The organism is Flavobacterium gossypii, from assembly GCF_014138495.1.
Taxonomy (GTDB): domain Bacteria; phylum Bacteroidota; class Bacteroidia; order Flavobacteriales; family Flavobacteriaceae; genus Flavobacterium; species Flavobacterium endophyticum.
In genome coordinates, this window is record NZ_JACJIS010000002.1 from 129,180 (window position 1) to 146,753 (window position 17,574).

The 17,574-nt window shown below is 43.1% G+C and carries 18 protein-coding genes; 12 read left to right on the forward strand and 6 right to left on the reverse strand.

Annotated features, from left to right (window positions below; all coding sequences use genetic code 11):
- The first annotated feature begins 50 nt into the window (after positions 1–50).
- The gene (locus tag GGR22_RS10510) at positions 51–1,001 is read left to right on the forward strand and encodes a nitrilase family protein (protein ID WP_182493631.1); all 951 of its coding nucleotides are present in this window, start codon (positions 51–53) and stop codon (positions 999–1,001) included.
- 39 nt (positions 1,002–1,040) lie between these two features.
- Positions 1,041–1,598, forward strand: a complete 558-nt coding sequence (locus tag GGR22_RS10515; protein ID WP_182493632.1) for a DNA-3-methyladenine glycosylase family protein — start codon at positions 1,041–1,043, stop codon at positions 1,596–1,598.
- 308 nt (positions 1,599–1,906) lie between these two features.
- Here GGR22_RS10515 and GGR22_RS10520 read toward each other — a convergent pair whose 3' ends face one another.
- Positions 1,907–2,347 (reverse strand): SRPBCC family protein, encoded by a 441-nt coding sequence (locus GGR22_RS10520; RefSeq protein ID WP_182493633.1) that lies wholly within the window; start codon positions 2,345–2,347, stop codon positions 1,907–1,909.
- A gap of 360 nt (positions 2,348–2,707) precedes the next feature.
- Here GGR22_RS10520 and GGR22_RS10525 point away from each other — a divergent pair, with 360 nt between their 5' ends.
- Both GGR22_RS10525 and GGR22_RS10530 read left to right on the forward strand, forming a co-directional pair.
- Positions 2,708–3,295 (forward strand): autotransporter domain-containing protein, encoded by a 588-nt coding sequence (locus tag GGR22_RS10525; protein ID WP_121376402.1) that lies wholly within the window; start codon positions 2,708–2,710, stop codon positions 3,293–3,295.
- A gap of 111 nt (positions 3,296–3,406) precedes the next feature.
- Positions 3,407–3,829: a hypothetical protein gene (locus tag GGR22_RS10530; RefSeq protein WP_147406615.1), complete on the forward strand. Its 423-nt coding sequence runs from the start codon at positions 3,407–3,409 to the stop codon at positions 3,827–3,829.
- A 5-nt stretch (positions 3,830–3,834) separates the two neighbouring features.
- Here GGR22_RS10530 and GGR22_RS10535 read toward each other — a convergent pair whose 3' ends face one another.
- Both GGR22_RS10535 and GGR22_RS10540 read right to left on the reverse strand, forming a co-directional pair.
- The gene (locus GGR22_RS10535; RefSeq protein ID WP_121376404.1) at positions 3,835–4,527 is read right to left on the reverse strand and encodes a LytR/AlgR family response regulator transcription factor; all 693 of its coding nucleotides are present in this window, start codon (positions 4,525–4,527) and stop codon (positions 3,835–3,837) included.
- Complete coding sequence (locus GGR22_RS10540) at positions 4,524–5,567, reverse strand: sensor histidine kinase (RefSeq protein ID WP_182493634.1); 1,044 nt, start codon at positions 5,565–5,567, stop codon at positions 4,524–4,526. The genes GGR22_RS10535 and GGR22_RS10540 overlap by 4 nt, the downstream gene beginning before the upstream one ends.
- Before the next feature lie 165 nt (positions 5,568–5,732).
- Here GGR22_RS10540 and GGR22_RS10545 point away from each other — a divergent pair, with 165 nt between their 5' ends.
- The 7 genes from GGR22_RS10545 (at position 5,733) to GGR22_RS10575 (ending at position 14,462) form a co-directional block, all read left to right on the forward strand.
- Entirely contained in the window at positions 5,733–7,118 is a 1,386-nt protein-coding gene (locus tag GGR22_RS10545; protein WP_182493635.1) for a TolC family protein, read from the forward strand.
- 12 nt (positions 7,119–7,130) lie between these two features.
- On the forward strand, positions 7,131–10,415 hold the full coding sequence (locus tag GGR22_RS10550; RefSeq protein WP_182493636.1) for an efflux RND transporter permease subunit: 3,285 nt from the start codon (positions 7,131–7,133) through the stop codon (positions 10,413–10,415).
- A complete protein-coding gene (locus tag GGR22_RS10555; protein ID WP_121376408.1) occupies positions 10,405–11,496 on the forward strand; it encodes an efflux RND transporter periplasmic adaptor subunit in 1,092 nt (363 codons plus the stop codon). The genes GGR22_RS10550 and GGR22_RS10555 overlap by 11 nt, the downstream gene beginning before the upstream one ends.
- Positions 11,497–11,640: 144 nt before the next feature.
- A complete protein-coding gene (locus tag GGR22_RS10560; protein ID WP_182493637.1) occupies positions 11,641–12,519 on the forward strand; it encodes an SDR family oxidoreductase in 879 nt (292 codons plus the stop codon).
- Positions 12,520–12,590: 71 nt separating this feature from the next.
- Complete coding sequence (locus tag GGR22_RS10565) at positions 12,591–13,184, forward strand: Crp/Fnr family transcriptional regulator (RefSeq protein WP_182493638.1); 594 nt, start codon at positions 12,591–12,593, stop codon at positions 13,182–13,184.
- A gap of 106 nt (positions 13,185–13,290) precedes the next feature.
- A complete protein-coding gene (locus tag GGR22_RS10570) occupies positions 13,291–13,581 on the forward strand; it encodes a GNAT family N-acetyltransferase (RefSeq protein WP_121376411.1) in 291 nt (96 codons plus the stop codon).
- Between the two features lie 5 nt (positions 13,582–13,586).
- Positions 13,587–14,462 (forward strand): pirin family protein, encoded by an 876-nt coding sequence (locus GGR22_RS10575; RefSeq protein WP_182493639.1) that lies wholly within the window; start codon positions 13,587–13,589, stop codon positions 14,460–14,462.
- A 55-nt stretch (positions 14,463–14,517) separates the two neighbouring features.
- Here GGR22_RS10575 and GGR22_RS10580 read toward each other — a convergent pair whose 3' ends face one another.
- The gene (locus GGR22_RS10580) at positions 14,518–14,892 is read right to left on the reverse strand and encodes a hypothetical protein (RefSeq protein WP_147406616.1); all 375 of its coding nucleotides are present in this window, start codon (positions 14,890–14,892) and stop codon (positions 14,518–14,520) included.
- Between the two features lie 267 nt (positions 14,893–15,159).
- Between GGR22_RS10580 and GGR22_RS10585 the strand changes: the two genes are divergently transcribed.
- The gene (locus GGR22_RS10585; protein ID WP_182493640.1) at positions 15,160–15,612 is read left to right on the forward strand and encodes a response regulator; all 453 of its coding nucleotides are present in this window, start codon (positions 15,160–15,162) and stop codon (positions 15,610–15,612) included.
- Positions 15,613–15,726: 114 nt separating this feature from the next.
- Here the strand turns inward: GGR22_RS10585 and GGR22_RS10590 are convergent, their stop codons facing one another.
- Positions 15,727–16,629: a helix-turn-helix domain-containing protein gene (locus tag GGR22_RS10590; protein ID WP_182493641.1), complete on the reverse strand. Its 903-nt coding sequence runs from the start codon at positions 16,627–16,629 to the stop codon at positions 15,727–15,729.
- A gap of 92 nt (positions 16,630–16,721) precedes the next feature.
- Positions 16,722–17,561: an SDR family NAD(P)-dependent oxidoreductase gene (locus tag GGR22_RS10595; protein WP_182493642.1), complete on the reverse strand. Its 840-nt coding sequence runs from the start codon at positions 17,559–17,561 to the stop codon at positions 16,722–16,724.
- Between the last annotated feature and the right edge of the window lie 13 nt (positions 17,562–17,574).

Sequence of the window (17,574 nt, forward strand, 5' to 3'; positions counted from 1 at the left end):
AGCTTGCTTTCTTTTCATCTTCGCAGTACTAATCCAGTACGATACATACGATGAGAAATTTAAAAATCGCTACCGCCCAATTTGAAAACAAAAGCGGCGATAAGGCCTATAATCTGAAAGTAATCGAAAAGCTGTCACGAGAAGCAGCCGCAGCAGGAGCCGATGTCATTAATTTTCACGAATGCGCTATTACAGGATATACTTTTGCTAGAAACCTCAACAAAAAAGAACTGACAGAACTGGCAGAATATATTCCCAACGGGCCGAGCATAAAAGCATTAATAGCTATTGCAGCAAAACACCAAATAACCATTTTAGCAGGACTATTTGAAAAAGACTCCGAAGGAAACCTTTATAAAGCCCATGTGTGCGTAGACCAGACAGGAGTATTGGCAAAGCACAGAAAACTCCACCCGTTTATTAATCCGCTTATTTTGCCCGGTACCAACTATACTGTTTTTGACCTCCATGGATGGAAATGCGGCATCCTGATATGCTATGATAACAATATCATAGAGAATGTCCGTGCAACAACCTTGCTAGGCGCCCAAATCATATTTATGCCGCATGTTACCATGTGCACGCCATCCACAAGGCCGGGTGCTGGATTTGTCGACCCCAAGCTTTGGGCTGATAAAGATAGAAATGCAATAGAATTGCGCCAAGAATTCGATGGACCAAAGGGCAGGCAATGGCTCATGAAATGGCTGCCCGCCAGAGCTTATGACAATGCCGTGTATGTCGTTTTCTCTAACCCGATAGGCATGGACGACAATCAGCTGAAAAATGGATGTTCGATGCTCATTGACCCTTATGGCGATATTATTGCTGAATGCAGGGAACTTGCAGATGCCATTGCGGTAGCCGAGATAGACGCCACAAAACTCACTAGTGCCGGAGGAAGTCGATACATGGCGGCAAGAAAGCCGGAACTATACGGCGAAATCATAAACAAATCCCATGAAAGTATCCAAAAAGTAATCTGGCTGGAGTCTGAATAAATAATATCTTTGTTATCCTAATGCTTCAATCATACTTCTATGCAGCACCCTTATCTACTCCATTTATCAAGCGACCCTGTATTTAATGAAGTACTGCAAGACGCGGTGCCGCGGGAACTGAAAAAGAACACCAACCTGACACTGTTCCTATATACTTCTATCATCAACCAGCAGCTATCCGCCAAGGTTGGCGATGTCATCTTTAACCGCTTTCTGGCGCTATACGATGGAAATGAGCCTACTTCACAGCAAGTACTCGATACTCCTTTTGAAACCCTAAAGGCCATTGGCCTCTCAAAATCCAAAACAGACTATATAAAGAATGTAGCTCAGTTTGATGTCGACCATGGCCTGCAGTATGAAAAGCTCCACGAGATGACCGACGACGAAGTAAGCCGTCTGGTTACTTCCATCAAGGGTATCGGAATATGGTCGGCCCAGAATCTGCTTATGTTTGGGCTGGGACGAGAAGATGTCTTTTCTGCCGACGACCTCATCATCCAAAATACGATGGCTGCCTTATTTGGACTGGACAAAAGCGACAAGAAAAAGTTTAAAGAAGATATGCATAAGCTATCGGCCCAATGGAGCCCGTAGCGCACCTATGCCTGCCTGCACCTGTGGCAATGGAATTCTAAAAAATAACAGCCTTTTTACTACCCTAAAAAAAGGTCCCATTTTCATGGGACCCCATTGCTTGCATAATTTAAGTAACTAATTCAAATCCAGTATAATTGAAAACAATTATAAGTTCAAGCAATATGCTGATATCTAATTACTTAATAATAATCGTTTACAAATATAGAAATTAGAAATAAATCAGTAGTATAAAAGACAGCCACTTTGACGAGTTTTGTATACAAATCGTCGAAAAATAGCCTAATAACCTGATATAGTCCCCCTTTTTATTTCTTTTCAGACAGTTCCTTGATCTTGCCCAATGCGATCGGCCATGTGGTATTGAAAAAATCTTCATACTCTTCGGTCACGTCCATATCCACCATAAGCTGGGTCCTGCCATTGGCTTCTTTCAAGGTATAATTTTCTAGCGAGCCGGCCCATTCGCCGCTTTTCTCGTTTTCGGTGTGCTCGATGCCACCCATTACCACGCCTAAATGTTCGATAGACATGTATTCGTTCGGAATGTTCTTGGCTATCTTTGCCACCATTCCCTCATCATCAGCATTCAAGAAAAGTACCTTGCTGCCTTCTTTCCAGTCGGTTTCAGCTCTAGATCCCTCGCCAAAAGGCGCTGTCCATAACGGATACGTTTCTTTTCCCCACAGGACGTCCCACACTTTTTCGCGCGGCGCGTCCAGCTCTATTGTAAATTCTTGTTTTTTCATGATTTTTTATTTAGCAATTAGTGCGGCGCGATTCTCGACCCGCTTAGTACAAAGTTGGCTTCTTTTTAGCAATAGTAGCAGGGCAAAATGCGACATTATGGAGGGTCATTTCGGCAAAATCGCTTCGAATCTCGTTGGGGTTTCGTTCGGGTCTTGTTCGGGAATTTTTTTCAAAAAAGGACCTTTTTCCGAACCTTCTCAGAATGAGACTGCAACATAACCCCTACAAAGCTTTTTTCTTTCTGGTCCTGATTTTTTTTAAAAGCCCATGCAACCATTTTCAAACGGCATTCGTCTATGCTAATAGAAGTCGGTTTTTAGCCGGCAGCCATAACACTAACAAACATTAAAACTAAAAAAATGAAACGTATTTTATTATTCGCATTGCTACTACCAGCACTAAATTTTGCACAAGAGAAACAAGAAGCTAACGAAGAAACTGCAATAGTAGGTCCAAAACTGACGCTTTCTGCCAATTTCAACTATTCTGACCCGATGCAATACGGCTTGAGCCTTGAGTATAAAAAGAAGCATAAAGAGGGCGAAAGAAATTCATCACACTTACTGAACATTTCTGCCGCAAGCTTAAATTATGACAACGATGTTGTTGATATCGACGGAAATGGCTTCGTGATCGAATTGGGAAGCAGGACGTATGTTGAAAAAGGAAAATGGGATGGGTTTTATGCAGAGAACTTTATTTCCTACGGTAATGTGAAATTCGATGAGGATGTTGCCGGACTTGGAAATTTTGACGGAACCTATTCGTATTGGAGCATCATCAACCCAAATGTCGGCTACAAATTCATGATCGGCAAAAACTTCAGCATCGATCCTTCTATCGGGGCTAACTGGAAATGGGAAGTAAAAGGAAAAGGCGATGTTGACAATAAAAACATAGACAACTTTGTCTTTAGAGCAGGAATCAAGATTGGATACAGCTTCTAAAAGCTGTTTCCTGAGGCAAGGCTGAAAATACAGAAGATTTTCTGTATTTTTGGCGGCTGCCGATTCCCTATCCAGGCCCTAAACAAACGGTAATAGCAAATACTATCCTACATGAAAAAAACTACATTCCTTCTTTTTATACTTTGTCTTGTAACCTTGACCAGCTGCAGAATAACAAAAACAATCACCATGATCAATGCAAAAGCCATGGCGACTGAGACCGAAACAGAATTTATCAAGAACAAGATCAGCTCTATTTCTTTCCTGGAATTGTCTGAAGATCAAGAAGTGGCTGCCATAAGCATCTGGAAAGAAGAAAAAACACAGCTAGGAAGAATCAATTTGGGAAAAAACTCAGAAATCGCGCCGATTATCTTTAAATCGGAAAATAATTTCAGGAGCATCTTGACGCCGGAGCAATTAAAGACCTACAAAGGATTCCGCGACGATTCTACAATACTGAAATACTTCATGAGCGACCGCTCTATGAAAGAAATCAAGAGAATTTACGAAATAGACGAGGAAATATTATAAAACGATTATCGCGCTAGCAATCGTTCCAGCTCCCTCCTGTAGGTAATGCCTACGGGAATTCTCTGGCTGCTGACGACGAGCGTATCGCGCTCATTCGCTTCAATCTTGTCGATTGCCACGATATACGACTTATGCACGCGGAGGAACTGTTCTGCCGGCAGGCTGGCTTCCAATTCATTGGTCGTCATTGAGGCCAGATAGGTCCTACCTGTGGTAAAAATCTTGACATAATTGCCGTAGCTCTGCGCAAAAAGGATTTTCCTCACATCGAGGTCGATTACCGCTCCATCGGCTTTTATGCTGATAAAAAGGTTCGAGGCAATCACTTTCCGATCTGCTTGGGTAGCTAAAAATCGCTCTATAGACTTTAGGAAACGCGGGAAATAGATCGGCTTGAGCAGGTAATCAATTACGCCATAATCATAACTTTCGAGCGCAAATTCAGAATAGGCTGTCGTAAGGATGGTCTTGGGCTGCGACGGAAGGATCTTTAAGAGTTCCAGCCCTGTGATTTCGGGCATGTCGATATCAAGGAACATGAGGTCTACCGGATTTTCACGCAAGTAGTTCATTACCTCTATGCCATTATAGCATTGGTGCACGAGTTCCAGCTCCGGATTCTGCCGGATATAGTTGATAAGCACGTAATGTGCTGCCGGCTCGTCGTCTACGATGATGCATTTTTTCGGATCTTTCATGATTCGCCTACCTTTTTTAGCGGCAATGCCAAGTTAACAGTATAGACCGTATCGGTATTCTTGATGTCTAGCGTATAGTCGCTGCCATAGATGATTTTCAAACGCTCTGTCGTATTCTGGATGCCTATCCTGGTAGAAACAACGTTGATTTTCTTCTCGGGTATGGAATTGACAATCTGTAAGTGTAGCTTTCCTTTTTCTACCGTAATCGAAATGTGCACGTAGCAATTTTCGATAGCGCAGGTGCCATGCTTGAAGGCATTTTCTACAAAAGCGATGAGCAGCATCGGAGAAATCTTATACGCATTCTCATTATCGATCTTGCTGTCATACGTAATCTCGCAGCGGTAGCCCACGCGCTCTTTTTCTAATTGGATGTAGCTGTTGATAAACGACAGTTCTTCTTCTAGCGATACGCACTGCTTTGCATTGCTTTCGAGCTGGTAGCGCATCAGCTGCGATACTTTCATAATCAGGTCAGGGGTTCTTTCAGGAAACTCAAGGCTGATTCCGTATAGCGTATTAAAAGTATTGAACAAGAAATGTGGATTCAGCTGGCTCTTGAGCGAATTGAGCTGCATCTGGTTGAGCAGCAAGGCTTCTTCTCGCTTTCTTTTTTCTTCTCGGTAAAACTTAAGGAACATAACCGGCCCCAAAATACAGATCAGCGTGCCGATTACCGTAGCCAGCTGGTACTGGTAGCTTTTTTGATGCGAAAACTCATACAGCGAAGAAGCTTTGGTAATCCAGACCGACGATATTTCATAAACGACAACTGAAAAAAGCAACGCCAAAAGTATCGTAAGCACCAGATATAAAAATCCTTTGTGCTGCTTGACTAATATGGGCAATAGGAAGAAACGGTTGGTCTGCGCATGCAGATAAAGCATCAGGTAATAGCCTATTCCCGACGAGACAGCAATCGCCGAATTAAACAAAATCCAATCGTTCTTTAAAGAAAACAAAGAGAACGAAAACAGCAATATTGCAACCTCTTGCCACCATTTATTGTCTAGTACATTATCGACTTTCCATTTCATTTTTTGCAATTAAGGCTACAAATTAACGATTTATTATTAATTTTTTGCTGATTTTAATGACCAATTGAATTCGTCATTTTTTTAGGCGAATTGGTCATTTAATGAAGCCTTCGCTCCTACGCCTGCTGTAAATTTGCGCTTTCAAACTTATATCAGGCTTAACAAATGACTACAAAAAAAATAAGTCTTTTTCTTTTATCCCTCTTCTTTTTCCAAGGGTTTTCCCAGACTCTTTCGCTCAAAGAGGCGGTAGAAACTGGAATGGCGAATTACGGAACCCTAAAGGCCAAAAGCAAATATGCCGAAGCCTCTAAGGAAACAGTAAAACAGGCACGCAGAGAATACCTGCCCAACCTTAACCTTGCCGCACAGCAGGACTATGGTACCGTAAACGGACAGAACGGACCGCTGTACGGTTTTGGCGGACTTGGCGTGGCTTCATCGGGATTGCCGCTTCCTGAACAAAACTGGAATGCTGCTTTCGGCGCCCTTTATCTGGTCAACATGAACTGGGATTTCTTTTCTTTCGGAAAGGCAAGGCAGCGCATCAACTTGGCAAAAGCCGATGCCGAACGTTTTGACAAGGATCTAGAACAAGAGAAATTTCAGCAGAAAATCAAGATTGCCGCGGCCTACCTCAACCTGCTTGCCAGCCAAAGACTGCTGATCTCACAGGAGAAAAATCTTGATCGTGCAGTTGTGTTCCAGAGGATTGCTGCCGCCAGAGTCAAAAACGGATTATTGCCGGGAGTCGATTCGACCTTGGCTTCTGCAGAGGTTTCACGCGCTAAAATCCAGCTGAACCAAGGCAAGGATCAGGTCAAGGAACAAAACAACAAGCTGGTGGCACTCATGGGAGTGGATATCAAAGATTTTGTTTTGGACAGCACTTTCGTGAAGGAAATCCCGAAATCAATCTTGCGCCTTGAGACAGCAAACGACACGCTGAACCCGATACTGCAATACTATAAAAGCAGGATCGATTATAGCAAGCAGCAGGCAAAGCTTTTCAGGAGAGAATATTATCCTACCTTCAGCCTATTCGGCGTCTACCAGACACGAGCATCAGGCTTTAACTCCGATTACGCCGTAGACCAGAATTCGTATACCCGAAATTATTTTGACGGCGTAAGCCCTAACCGCCAGAACTACCTGCTTGGCGTAGGCGTAAGCTGGAACTTGACTACTATTGCCCGATCGAGCAAAAAGGCCAGCGCCCAAAAGCTTATTTCTGAAGCACTGCAAGAAGAATACAATGTCATCGACCAGCAGCTCAAGACCCAATCAGATGCGGCGGATGCCAAGATCAAATATGCAATGGACAATTATATAGAAGCTCCGAAACAAGTACAGGCAGCCGCTCAGGCTTATCTCCAAAAGACGACCTTATATAAAAACGGCCTGACCAATCTGGTAGATGTAACGCAGACGCTGTATACCCTGAACCGTGCCGAAATCGACCGAGATATCATCTATACCAATGTGTGGCAGTCGCTTTTGATGAAAGCAGCCGCTACAGGAGATTTTGAATTATTTATTAATGAATTTTAATTTTTACGACTAATGAATTTAATACGTTTTGCACTTCGCAAACCTATCTCCATATTGGTGCTCGTGGCCGGACTATTCTTCTTCGGAATCGGTGCTGTCCGCGACGTTAAGGTAGATATCTTGCCAAAGATGAACCTGCCCGTAATCTATCTGGCACACCCATTCGGAGGGTATACGCCCAACCAGATGGAGTCTTATTTTGCCAAAAACTATGTCAACGTCATGCTTTTCGCCAATGGTGTGAAGTCGATCGAGACCAAAAACACACAAGGCCTTACGCTGATGAAAGTGACTTATTATGAAGACACGAACATGGCACAGGCTGCAGCCGAATTGAGTGCGCTATCCAACAGGATACAAGCCGCCTTCCCCCCAGGCTCGCAGCCGCCGTTCATCATCCGTTTTGACGCCTCGTCGCTTCCTGTGGGACAATTGGTCTTGAGCAGCAAGACGCGTTCTAATAATGAGCTTCAGGATTTGGCCAATGTCTACGTTCGTGCTTCGTTTACGTCTATCCCTGGACTTTTGTCGCCTCCGCCTTTTGGGGGAAGCCCTAGAACTGTGGAGGTGAATGTGGATCCTGACCTGCTTCGTTCGCACAACCTTACGCCCGACCAGATTGTAGATGCCATCCGTATCAACAACCAGACGGCACCTTCTGGAAACGTTAGAATCGGCGACCAGAATTATATTACTCCTACCAACAATACGATTAAAGAAATCAAGGATTTCGAAAAGATTCCGCTGTTCAAAGGCGGCGTACAGAACTTATACTTAGGCGATGTTGCGACCGTAAAAGATGGTGCAGATATCACGTCTGGGTATGCCTTGGTAAATGGCAAGCGTTCGGTGTATGTGAGTATTGCCAAAGCGGGCGATGCTTCGACTTGGGATGTAGTACAGAACCTAAAGAAAGAGCTTCCAAAAATACAAAGCACGCTTCCGGAAGATGTGAAATTATCCTATGAATTTGACCAGTCGGTGTATGTAATCAACTCCGTAAAAAGCTTGATTACTGAAGGGATTATCGGGGCAGTACTGACCGGATTGATGGTATTGCTGTTCTTAGGCGACCGAAGAGCAGCCTTGATCGTTATCCTTACCATTCCTATTTCTATTATTTCGGGTGTCATGTTCCTTAAATTATTCGGGCAGACCATCAACCTGATGTCGCTGAGCGGCCTGGCATTGGCTATCGGTATTCTTGTAGACGAAAGTACGGTAACCATCGAAAACATCCACCAGCATCTCGATATGGGAAAACCCAAGGCCTTGGCCATCTGGGATGCCTGTAAGGAAATCGCCTTGCCTAAACTGCTGATCCTGTTATGTATCTTGGCCGTTTTTGCTCCGGCCTTTACTATGAAAGGCATACCGGGCGCCTTGTTCTTGCCGCTGGCATTGGCAATCGGGTTTTCTATGATTATTTCTTTCTTGCTTTCACAGACATTTGTTCCGGTAATGGCCAACTGGCTGATGAAAAGCCACCCTAAAAAAGAGCACGGTCCTAGCATCACAGACGATGAGGCTGAATTTATCGCTTCTGGACTTACGGCCGAATCAGAAGCAGACACATTCAATCAGAAAAAAGTACTGGTCGAAAGAGACGATTTTAATAACGACGGCAAAGTCAGCCGTTTTGAAAGATTCAGAAACCGATTCATGCGAATGCTGGAACGATTGTTCCCGCTGCGAAAGCCGATTACCTTCTTATACCTTTTCGGAATTACAGGATTGGCCGTCTTGTTATTAAACGTTATCGGTCAGGATGTATTCCCTAAAGTCAATTCAAGTCAGTTCCAGATGAGGCTTCGCGCTGCAGACGGAACGCGTCTGGAACGTACCGAAGAAAAAGCCTTATTGGTCTTGAAAGAACTAGAAAACATGATCGGAAAAGAGCATATCGCTATTTCTTCTATCTATGTCGGGCAGCACCCTTCCCTATTCTCCGTTTCGCCAATCTACTTGTTTATGGGCGGACCGCACGAGGCTGTCTTCCAGATCGGATTGAAAGATTATCATGCAGATATGGACGTATTTAAGGATGATTTCCGCAAAAGGGTAAAAAAGATACTTCCCGACGTAAAAGTTTCGTTTGAGCCTATCGAATTGACCGACAAGGTATTGAGCCAAGGTTCTCCAACTCCGATAGAGATTCGAATTGCCGGAAAAAACAAAAAACTGAACGAAGAATACGCCAACAAGCTAATTGCCAAGCTCAACAAGATTGATTATTTCAGGGACGTGCAGATTGCACAGCCGATCAAATATCCTTCACTGGACATCAATATCGACAGGACGCGTGCCGCACAGCTTGGCGTTGACATGAGCGAGGTTTCGCGTTCGCTGATTGCTTCTACGTCTTCTTCTCGATATACAGAAAAGAATACTTGGATTGATGAAAAAGCGGGATTGTCATATAATGTACAGGTACAGGTACCATTAAATAAGATGAAGAGTATCAGCGATATGGGAGAGATTCCATTATTAAAAAATGCTACACGACCTGTATTGAGCGATGTGGCAACCATCACGCCATCGCATACTTATGGAGAGAACGACAACTTGGGTGCCATGCCCTACATTTCCATCACGGGAAATATAGACCATACCGACTTGGGAACGGCTTCAAAAGACGTAAAAACCACCATTGCTTCATTAGGCGAACTGCCAAGAGGACTATTTATCGAGCCTATCGGATTGAGCAAAGTCTTGGACGAAACCATGAACAGCCTGCAAACAGGATTATTGGTTGCCGTCGTGGTTATCTTCCTGATGCTTTCTGCCAATTTCCAATCGTTTAAGATATCGTTGGTTATCCTGACAACGGTTCCTGCCGTAGTACTCGGTTCCTTGCTGCTATTGCTGCTTACGGGCTCTACGCTTAACCTCCAGTCGTATATGGGAATCATCATGTCGGTCGGGGTATCTATTGCGAATGCCGTCCTGCTGGTCACGAATGCCGAACAGCTCCGGAAACATAACGGCAATGCGCTGCAATCGGCACGAGAGGCGGCTTCGTTAAGGCTTCGTCCGATTATCATGACCAGCGTTGCGATGATTGCGGGGATGCTGCCGATGGCGATAGGCCACGGCGAAGGCGGCGACCAAGTTTCTCCATTAGGAAGAGCAGTTATTGGAGGCTTATTATTCTCTACTTTTACAGTATTGATTATCTTGCCGCTGATTTTCGCCTGGGCACAGGGCAAGACCTCAACGCAGTCGGTATCACTTGATCCAGAAGACAAAGAAAGCAAACATTATATATCATCTTTACACCCACAAAATGAAAAATAATTTATACAGAACATCGGCCTTGGTAGTGCTTATGGCTACGCTGAACAGCTGTAACATTTCAGAAAAGGCAGAAGCGGCTCCGGCCGAAGAAACGGCTCCAGCAATTGAAACTTTTCAAGTCAGTAAAGAAAAGCTGTCTACAGAGTTACGTATTCCGGCTGAGCTTACGGGATTCCAGCAGGTAGACATCTATGCGAAAGTGAGCAGTTTTGTAAAAGAACTGAAAGCCGATATCGGAACCCAAGTAAAAAAAGGACAGCTGCTGATGGTGCTTGAGGCGCCGGAAATCAGCTCGCAGCTTGCGGCCTCAGAATCGAGATTGCGTTCACAGGAAGCTGTTTATATGGCCAGCAACAGCACCTATAAAAGACTTTTGGAAACCAGCAAGGTAGAAGGAACAATTTCTAAAAACGACCTAGAGCAGGCCGATGCTAGAAAAAACTCGGACTATGCTCAACTGCAGGCAGCCAAGGCTTCGTATAAGGAAATCCAAAACATCCAAGGCTATCTGCAGATACGCGCTCCTTTTGACGGAGTGGTTGCTGCGCGAAATGTCAACCTTGGAGCCTATGTAGGTCCGGCCGGAAAAGGTTCGGAACTGCCTTTGTTTACCATTCAAGAACAAAACAAATTGCGCTTGTCTGTCTATGTTCCGGAACTTTACACAGGCTATTTAAAGAACGGAGATGAGATCAGCTTTAACGTCAAATCTATGCCAGGACAAACTTTTAAAGCCAAAGTAGCTAGAATGTCAGGTGCTTTAGACAGCCGCTTGCGTTCGGAACGTGTCGAAATGGACGTGATCAATACGACCAAAAAATTATTGCCGGGCATGGTTGCGGAAGTACTCTTGCCGTTGAAAGCGCAAGACAGCAACTATGTGGTGCCAAAAACAGCCTTGGTCACTTCTAGCGAAGGTACTTTTGTATTGCAGGTCGAAAACAATAAGACCGTCAGAAAACAAGTCCAAAAAGGCCGCGAGGTAGAAGACCGCGTGGAAATCTTTGGCGAGATTCCTGAGAATGCGCAATTGGTCAAAATGGCTTCTGAAGAAATCAAAGACGGCACCCCTGTAAAGTAACTTTCCCCTCTATATATCCACTTAAGGCTTTCGGAATTTTTTCTGGAAGCCTTTTTTATTGGTCTGCCTTTTCGTTTTCTTACAATTTTAGGTCTCTGCGTATGCTGAAATTTGCCCTATACAAATCAAAAAAAGATACAGATTATGAAACATTCAGATGCACCAAAGATTCTTATTACAGGAGCCACAGGAACTATCGGTTCTGAACTGGCAAGACAACTCTCTGAAAAAGGCATCCCTTTCCGTGCAATGGTTCGTTCCTTCGAAAACACAGAAAGCCTTGCTTCATTAGAAGGCGCAGAAATCGTGTTGGGCGACTTTACTAATGCAGCCAGTCTTTCCAATGCGCTTGTCGGGATCGAAAAAGCCTTCTTGCTCACTAATTCTTCTGAAACCGCACAACAGCTGCAGCAAAACTTTGTCGCGGTCGCCCAGCGTTCTGGCGTAAAGCAGATTGTCAAGCTTTCGCAATTACATGCGTCGGCAGATTCTCCGGTACGTTTTTTACGCTACCATGCAGCAGTTGAAGCGCAGATAAAAGAATCAGGCATGGAGTATACCTTCCTGCGCCCTAACCTTTTCATGCAGGGACTGCTTGGCTTTAAGGATATTATCAAACAGCAAAATGCGTTTTTTGCTGCTATAGGCGATGCTAAAATCAGCTTGGTCGATATCCGCGATATTGCTTCTATAGCTGCTGAAGCATTGACAGCGGCCGGACATGAAAACAAAGTATATAATATTACAGGACCGGAAGCCTTGACGCACACGGAACTGGCGGCCCTATTTTCTGAAGTATTGGACAAGACGATACAATTTATAGATATAGCGCCAGAAGAGATGAAAGCGGCACTGCTTTCTGTCGGCTTCCCTTTGTGGCAGGCGGACGGGCTTATCGAAGACTATGCGCATTATTCAAGAAACGAGGCTTCTGAAGTGTATGCTACCGTTGAAGACATACTTGGAAAACCGGCACGCCAATTCAAGAATTTTGTAGAGGATTTTGCCGAAGATTTTTCTTAATGGGTAGTACTTTGAAAACGGAGGATATTTCTTAAATTCGTAATCGTTCGCCCATATCCAATTCCTAAGCTATGTCTGATCTTTTTAAAAAGTATATCATCGAGACCCAATGCGGCACCGAAAGCCAGTATGAGGCAGTAGAGCATCTCGTCTATCCTATAGCAATCAAGAAAGGAGAAATGCTGCTGCAAAAAGATGAAATCTGCGACAAGGCTTATTTTGTAGGCAAAGGCATCCTGCGTTCTTATACTGTTGATGAGGCAGGGAAAGAACATACGATACAGTTTGCTCCTGAAAATTGGATTATTGCCGACCGAAGCAGCTTTTATTTCAACGAGCCTTCGGAGATGTATATTGATGCCTTAGAAAATACAGAAGCAATTTATGTGAAAAAGGAGTTTTTCGATAAGGCCGAAAAAATCTTCGAGAATTTTGCCAAAGTCAATACGCTGGCGCTCCATAATAATATCCGGCACATGGAAAAAAGGATCAATTATCTGTTAAGCGCTTCCGCAGAAAAAAGGTACCTGAAATTTATCGAGACCTACCGTGATTTGTCCTTACGAGTTCCGCAACAGCTTATTGCTTCCTATCTTGGAATTACTCCAGAGGGTCTAAGCAGGGTGCGAAAGGAACTCGCCAACAAGAACTTCAACAGGGATTAGCACCCGACAATTTACTGACATTTCTTTGTAGCTGCATTTCTTAACCTAGGTCAAGTGCCATGAGTTTTATACTGCGTAATTTTACGGTATCAAAAAAAGTAAAATCATGGACTATACAATCACAAATAATGAAAGCCGCAAGCGATTTGAAATCACCCTTGATGGCAAGACAGCCTATGTAAAATATGAGCTTTTTGACGGAGGCATTGCGTATATGCACACTATCGTTCCGCCAGAACTCGAAGGCAAGGGCATCGCCTCTACCTTGGCCAAATATGTACTGGAGTATGCAAAAGACAATGCTTTAAAAGTCAAGCCGTATTGTCCGTTTATAAATGCGTATATCGACAGGCATCCTGAATATCAGGAAAATTCACTTTTTCACACTAAAAATTGATTATCATGACAACAAAAAAGATAGAAAGAATCATAGCACCGCCTGCTCCTCATATGGTTGGCGACGGTTTCAGGGTACATAACTTCATTCCATCGGGCGCATCTTTGAGCATGCAGCGCATGAGCCCATTTATTATGATGGACTATAATTCTAAGTTCCATTTTCCTCCGACTAATGAATTGAGAGGCGTTGGCGTGCATCCGCACCGAGGTTTTGAGACGGTTACAATTGCCTATAAAGGAAAAGTAGCCCATCATGACAGTGCTGGAAATAGCGGTGTTATTGGCGAAGGCGACGTACAGTGGATGACGGCTGCTTCGGGCATCTTGCACAAAGAATATCATGAAGAGCAGTTCAGCAAAGCAGGAGGCGATTTTCAGATGGTTCAGCTTTGGGTGAACCTGCCTGCAAAAGACAAGATGTCGCCACCGAAATATCAAGGCATTACGAATAGCGAAATCAATAAGTACGAACTGCCAGAGGGCGGCGGATTGGTAGAAGTAATCGCAGGAAACTACAACGGTGTTTCAGGAACAGCTTCTACATTTACTCCCGTAGGTTTGCTTAATGCCAAGCTGCATAAGGGCGTAACGGCTTCCTTTAGTTTTCCAGTAACATACAATACTGCGCTTTTGGTCATCGAAGGAAGCATAAAAGTAAACGGCAGCGAACAAGTACCGACAGATAATTTTGTATTGTTTGCCAACGAAGGAGAAGAATTTACTGTTGAAGCGCTAGAAGATGCCGTAGTATTAATCTTGAGCGGAGAGCCTATTAACGAGCCTATAGCTGCTCATGGTCCTTTTGTGATGAATACGCAACAAGAAATCATACAGGCTTTTAATGACTTTAACTTAGGTCGTTTTGGCTATTTGGAATAAGTAAGATGGTTAGGTTTTAAAAACCCCGAGGCATGGCTTCGGGGTTTTCTTTTTATTAGAATTCGGTTTCAAAGCCGATGTATTCTTGGTTTCCGTTCACCCAGTAGCGGGAGATATAATTTTCATCGTTCTGGAAACATTGCAAGGCCTTGTCAATGATAAGGGCATCGTATATCTTATAGTCTTGAATCTGGTGTTCATCAAGGATAAGGATGATTTCAAAAAAGGTTCCGGATTCTTTTTCGTCTTCTTTTTCGGCATTCGCCTGGCTTTCGATATCGCAGAACGATTCGACACGGTACAATTCGGCTTTACCTGACTTCAGGCTTTCTATTATCTTATCGATGATACTTTTTGTACTTATATCGTCTAGGTTTTTTCCTGCGATTTCTAATTTTTCTGGCATCTTAAACTGGCATACTGCAACCATCTTGTTCTTTTTTAGGTTTAGCAGCTTATCGATTATTAAGCGCTGACTGCTAATTATTTACAAAAATCCAACTCTAGCTAATTTCGGTTATTTCTCGTAAAAAAGCATTATACAATTGCTAAGAGGATTTATATCATATGACATTTTTGATACGTTAAATTAAAGCCAAACAGTCGTTTTTGGGGTTTTCGTTTTTTAAATTTGAGTAACAAACGTAATTTGAATTTTGCTTGTAATTAATTTTAAACCTAAAATTTAGTATTAAGTATGAGACTATTCGAAGAGAAGATTAACATTGTGTTGGCCGACGATGACGCGGATGAATGCAGCTTATTTAGAGAGGCTATCAATGAAATCAATGAGAATTACAATCTTGTTTTTTTCTCCAATGGGAAGGATTTGATGAATTATTTGAACGACGGAGAATGCGAAAGTCCTGACATCATCTTTCTTGACCTTAACATGCCTGTCATGTCTGGAATTGACTGCCTTAGCAAAATACGTAGTGACAATCGATATGCAGATACTAGTATTGCAATTTATTCGACATCATCTTCGGAACAGGACCAGGAAGAAACCTTTATGCTCGGAGCAAATGTGTATATTAAAAAGCCGAACGACTACGAGAAGATGAAAAAAGTGCTCCAGCATGTGTTGAGGACTTACTGGCAGTATCACACATCAAACATGAATAGGGATACTTTCTTGATTTCAGTTTAGAATTTATTAATCGCCATCTTAAGGATGGCGATTTCTTTTGTGCCTTATAGAATCAATTTATATAAAAAAAGCCGTTCCTTGAGGAATGGCTTTTCTATGATTAGTCGGTTAGAGTTATGCAGATCGATAGACCGAAGGCGCCATCTGTATCTGTTTTTTGAAAAAATTATTGAAATGGGCGGGTTCTTCAAAACCCAAACAGTAGCTGATTTCCGAAATATTCCAGTCTGTATGTTTTAGCAAAGCTTGGGCTTCGCTAGCCAGTCGCTGTGAGATAAGGTCGGTTGTTGTCTTTCCTGTCGTTAGCTTTATGGCTCTGTTGAGATGGTTTACGTGCACATAGAGCTTTTCTGCAAAATCTTTGGCAGAACGCATCGAAAATCGCTGTGATGGTGATTCGATAGGAAATTGCCTTTCGAGCAGTTCTGTGAAAACAGAGGTTATCCTTGAATTTGCATCGGGATGCTGATAGAGTTTTTCCGACGGTTCTATTTTCATGGCACCGTGAATCATTTCGGTTACATAATTCCGAAGCAGGTCGTATTTGTAGATATAATCAGAATTGATCTCATCAATCATTCGGGTAAAAATGTCGCTTATCTGCTTGTCTTGCTCTTCATTCAGTATGTAGGCCGGTTTCCCTCCAATCTTGAACATCGGCAGGTTCGTAATACTGTTTCTTAGTGATTCCGTGAAAAAAGCTTCTTTAAAAATACAGAAGAAGCCGCTCTTGTCAGCCGATAAAGATTCTACCGTATACGGAACTTGAGGGTTGAAGAAAATAAGCGCCGTCCCATCCACTTCAAGGCTCTTGTCGGCATAATGGAACACATTTTTCCCACGGGCAAGGCTGATCTTATAAAAATCTCTTCGCGTATAGCTTACCGGAATAAGTACGCCATCTTTATAGCAGTCTTCGGTACGGAAGACATTGAAATGTCCTAAATCTTGCAGGTTGTCCGGCAAGTAGTCGAATTTCTTTTTATAAAAATCTTCAATTGTTTCTATTTTTGCCATGATTTCTATTTTTCATTTATACCAAGACCTGATTTTCTAAGGCTTGGCATGTTATAATGAGAATTATTGTAGCTGTAAAATTCAAACAGCCGTTAGTTAAAGTCTGTCGAAAGGCTGGTATCTTTCCAGTCTTCGAGCATCGAAGAAAGTGTTCCCATTTTAGTGGCCGCCCTTCTATAGGCGTCGCTTCCTAGATATAATCGGACAGGAGGGTTTTCACTTTCAGCCAAATCAATCATTACTTGTGCCGCTTTTTCAGGATCTCCCAACTGCGTGCCATTCATATTTCGGAACCTGTCGTGAGATGCATGAACATCTTCGTAATCATCAATTTCGTTTTTGGCAAATACCAAGGATTCTTTTGTCAAGAATTGCGTCCTGAACGCACCCGGCGCAATAGCGGTGACTTTTGTTCCCAAAGATCGTACGTCATCTGCCAAAGACTCTGACAATCCGATTATCGCGTGTTTTGCCGCTGCATAAATCGACCAGCCTGTTGCTGGAGCAAATCCAGCTATGGACGAAATGTTGATAATATAGCCCGAACGTTGTGTTCTCAAATAAGGCATCGCATATTTGATCACGTTTATTGTTCCGAATACGTTGATATTGAAGGCTTCAGCTATTTCTTCTTGGGATAATTCCTCAATAGCTCCTCCTATTCCGTATCCGGCATTGTTCACAATAACATCTATCTTTCCGAAGACTTCTTGTGTTTTTTTAATAGATTCAGCCACAGACATTTCATTGATCAAATCTACTTCCAAAGGTAAGAAATTTTCTGAATTCTCTGCGCCTACAGCAGCGCTCAATGTCGCACTATTTCTAGATGTCGCGGCAACTTTATAGCCTGTTGCCAATAATTTTTTAACCAGCGTGAGCCCAAGTCCTTTCGAGGCTCCTGTTACATACCAAATTTTATCTGTTTTCATACTGCTTACTTTT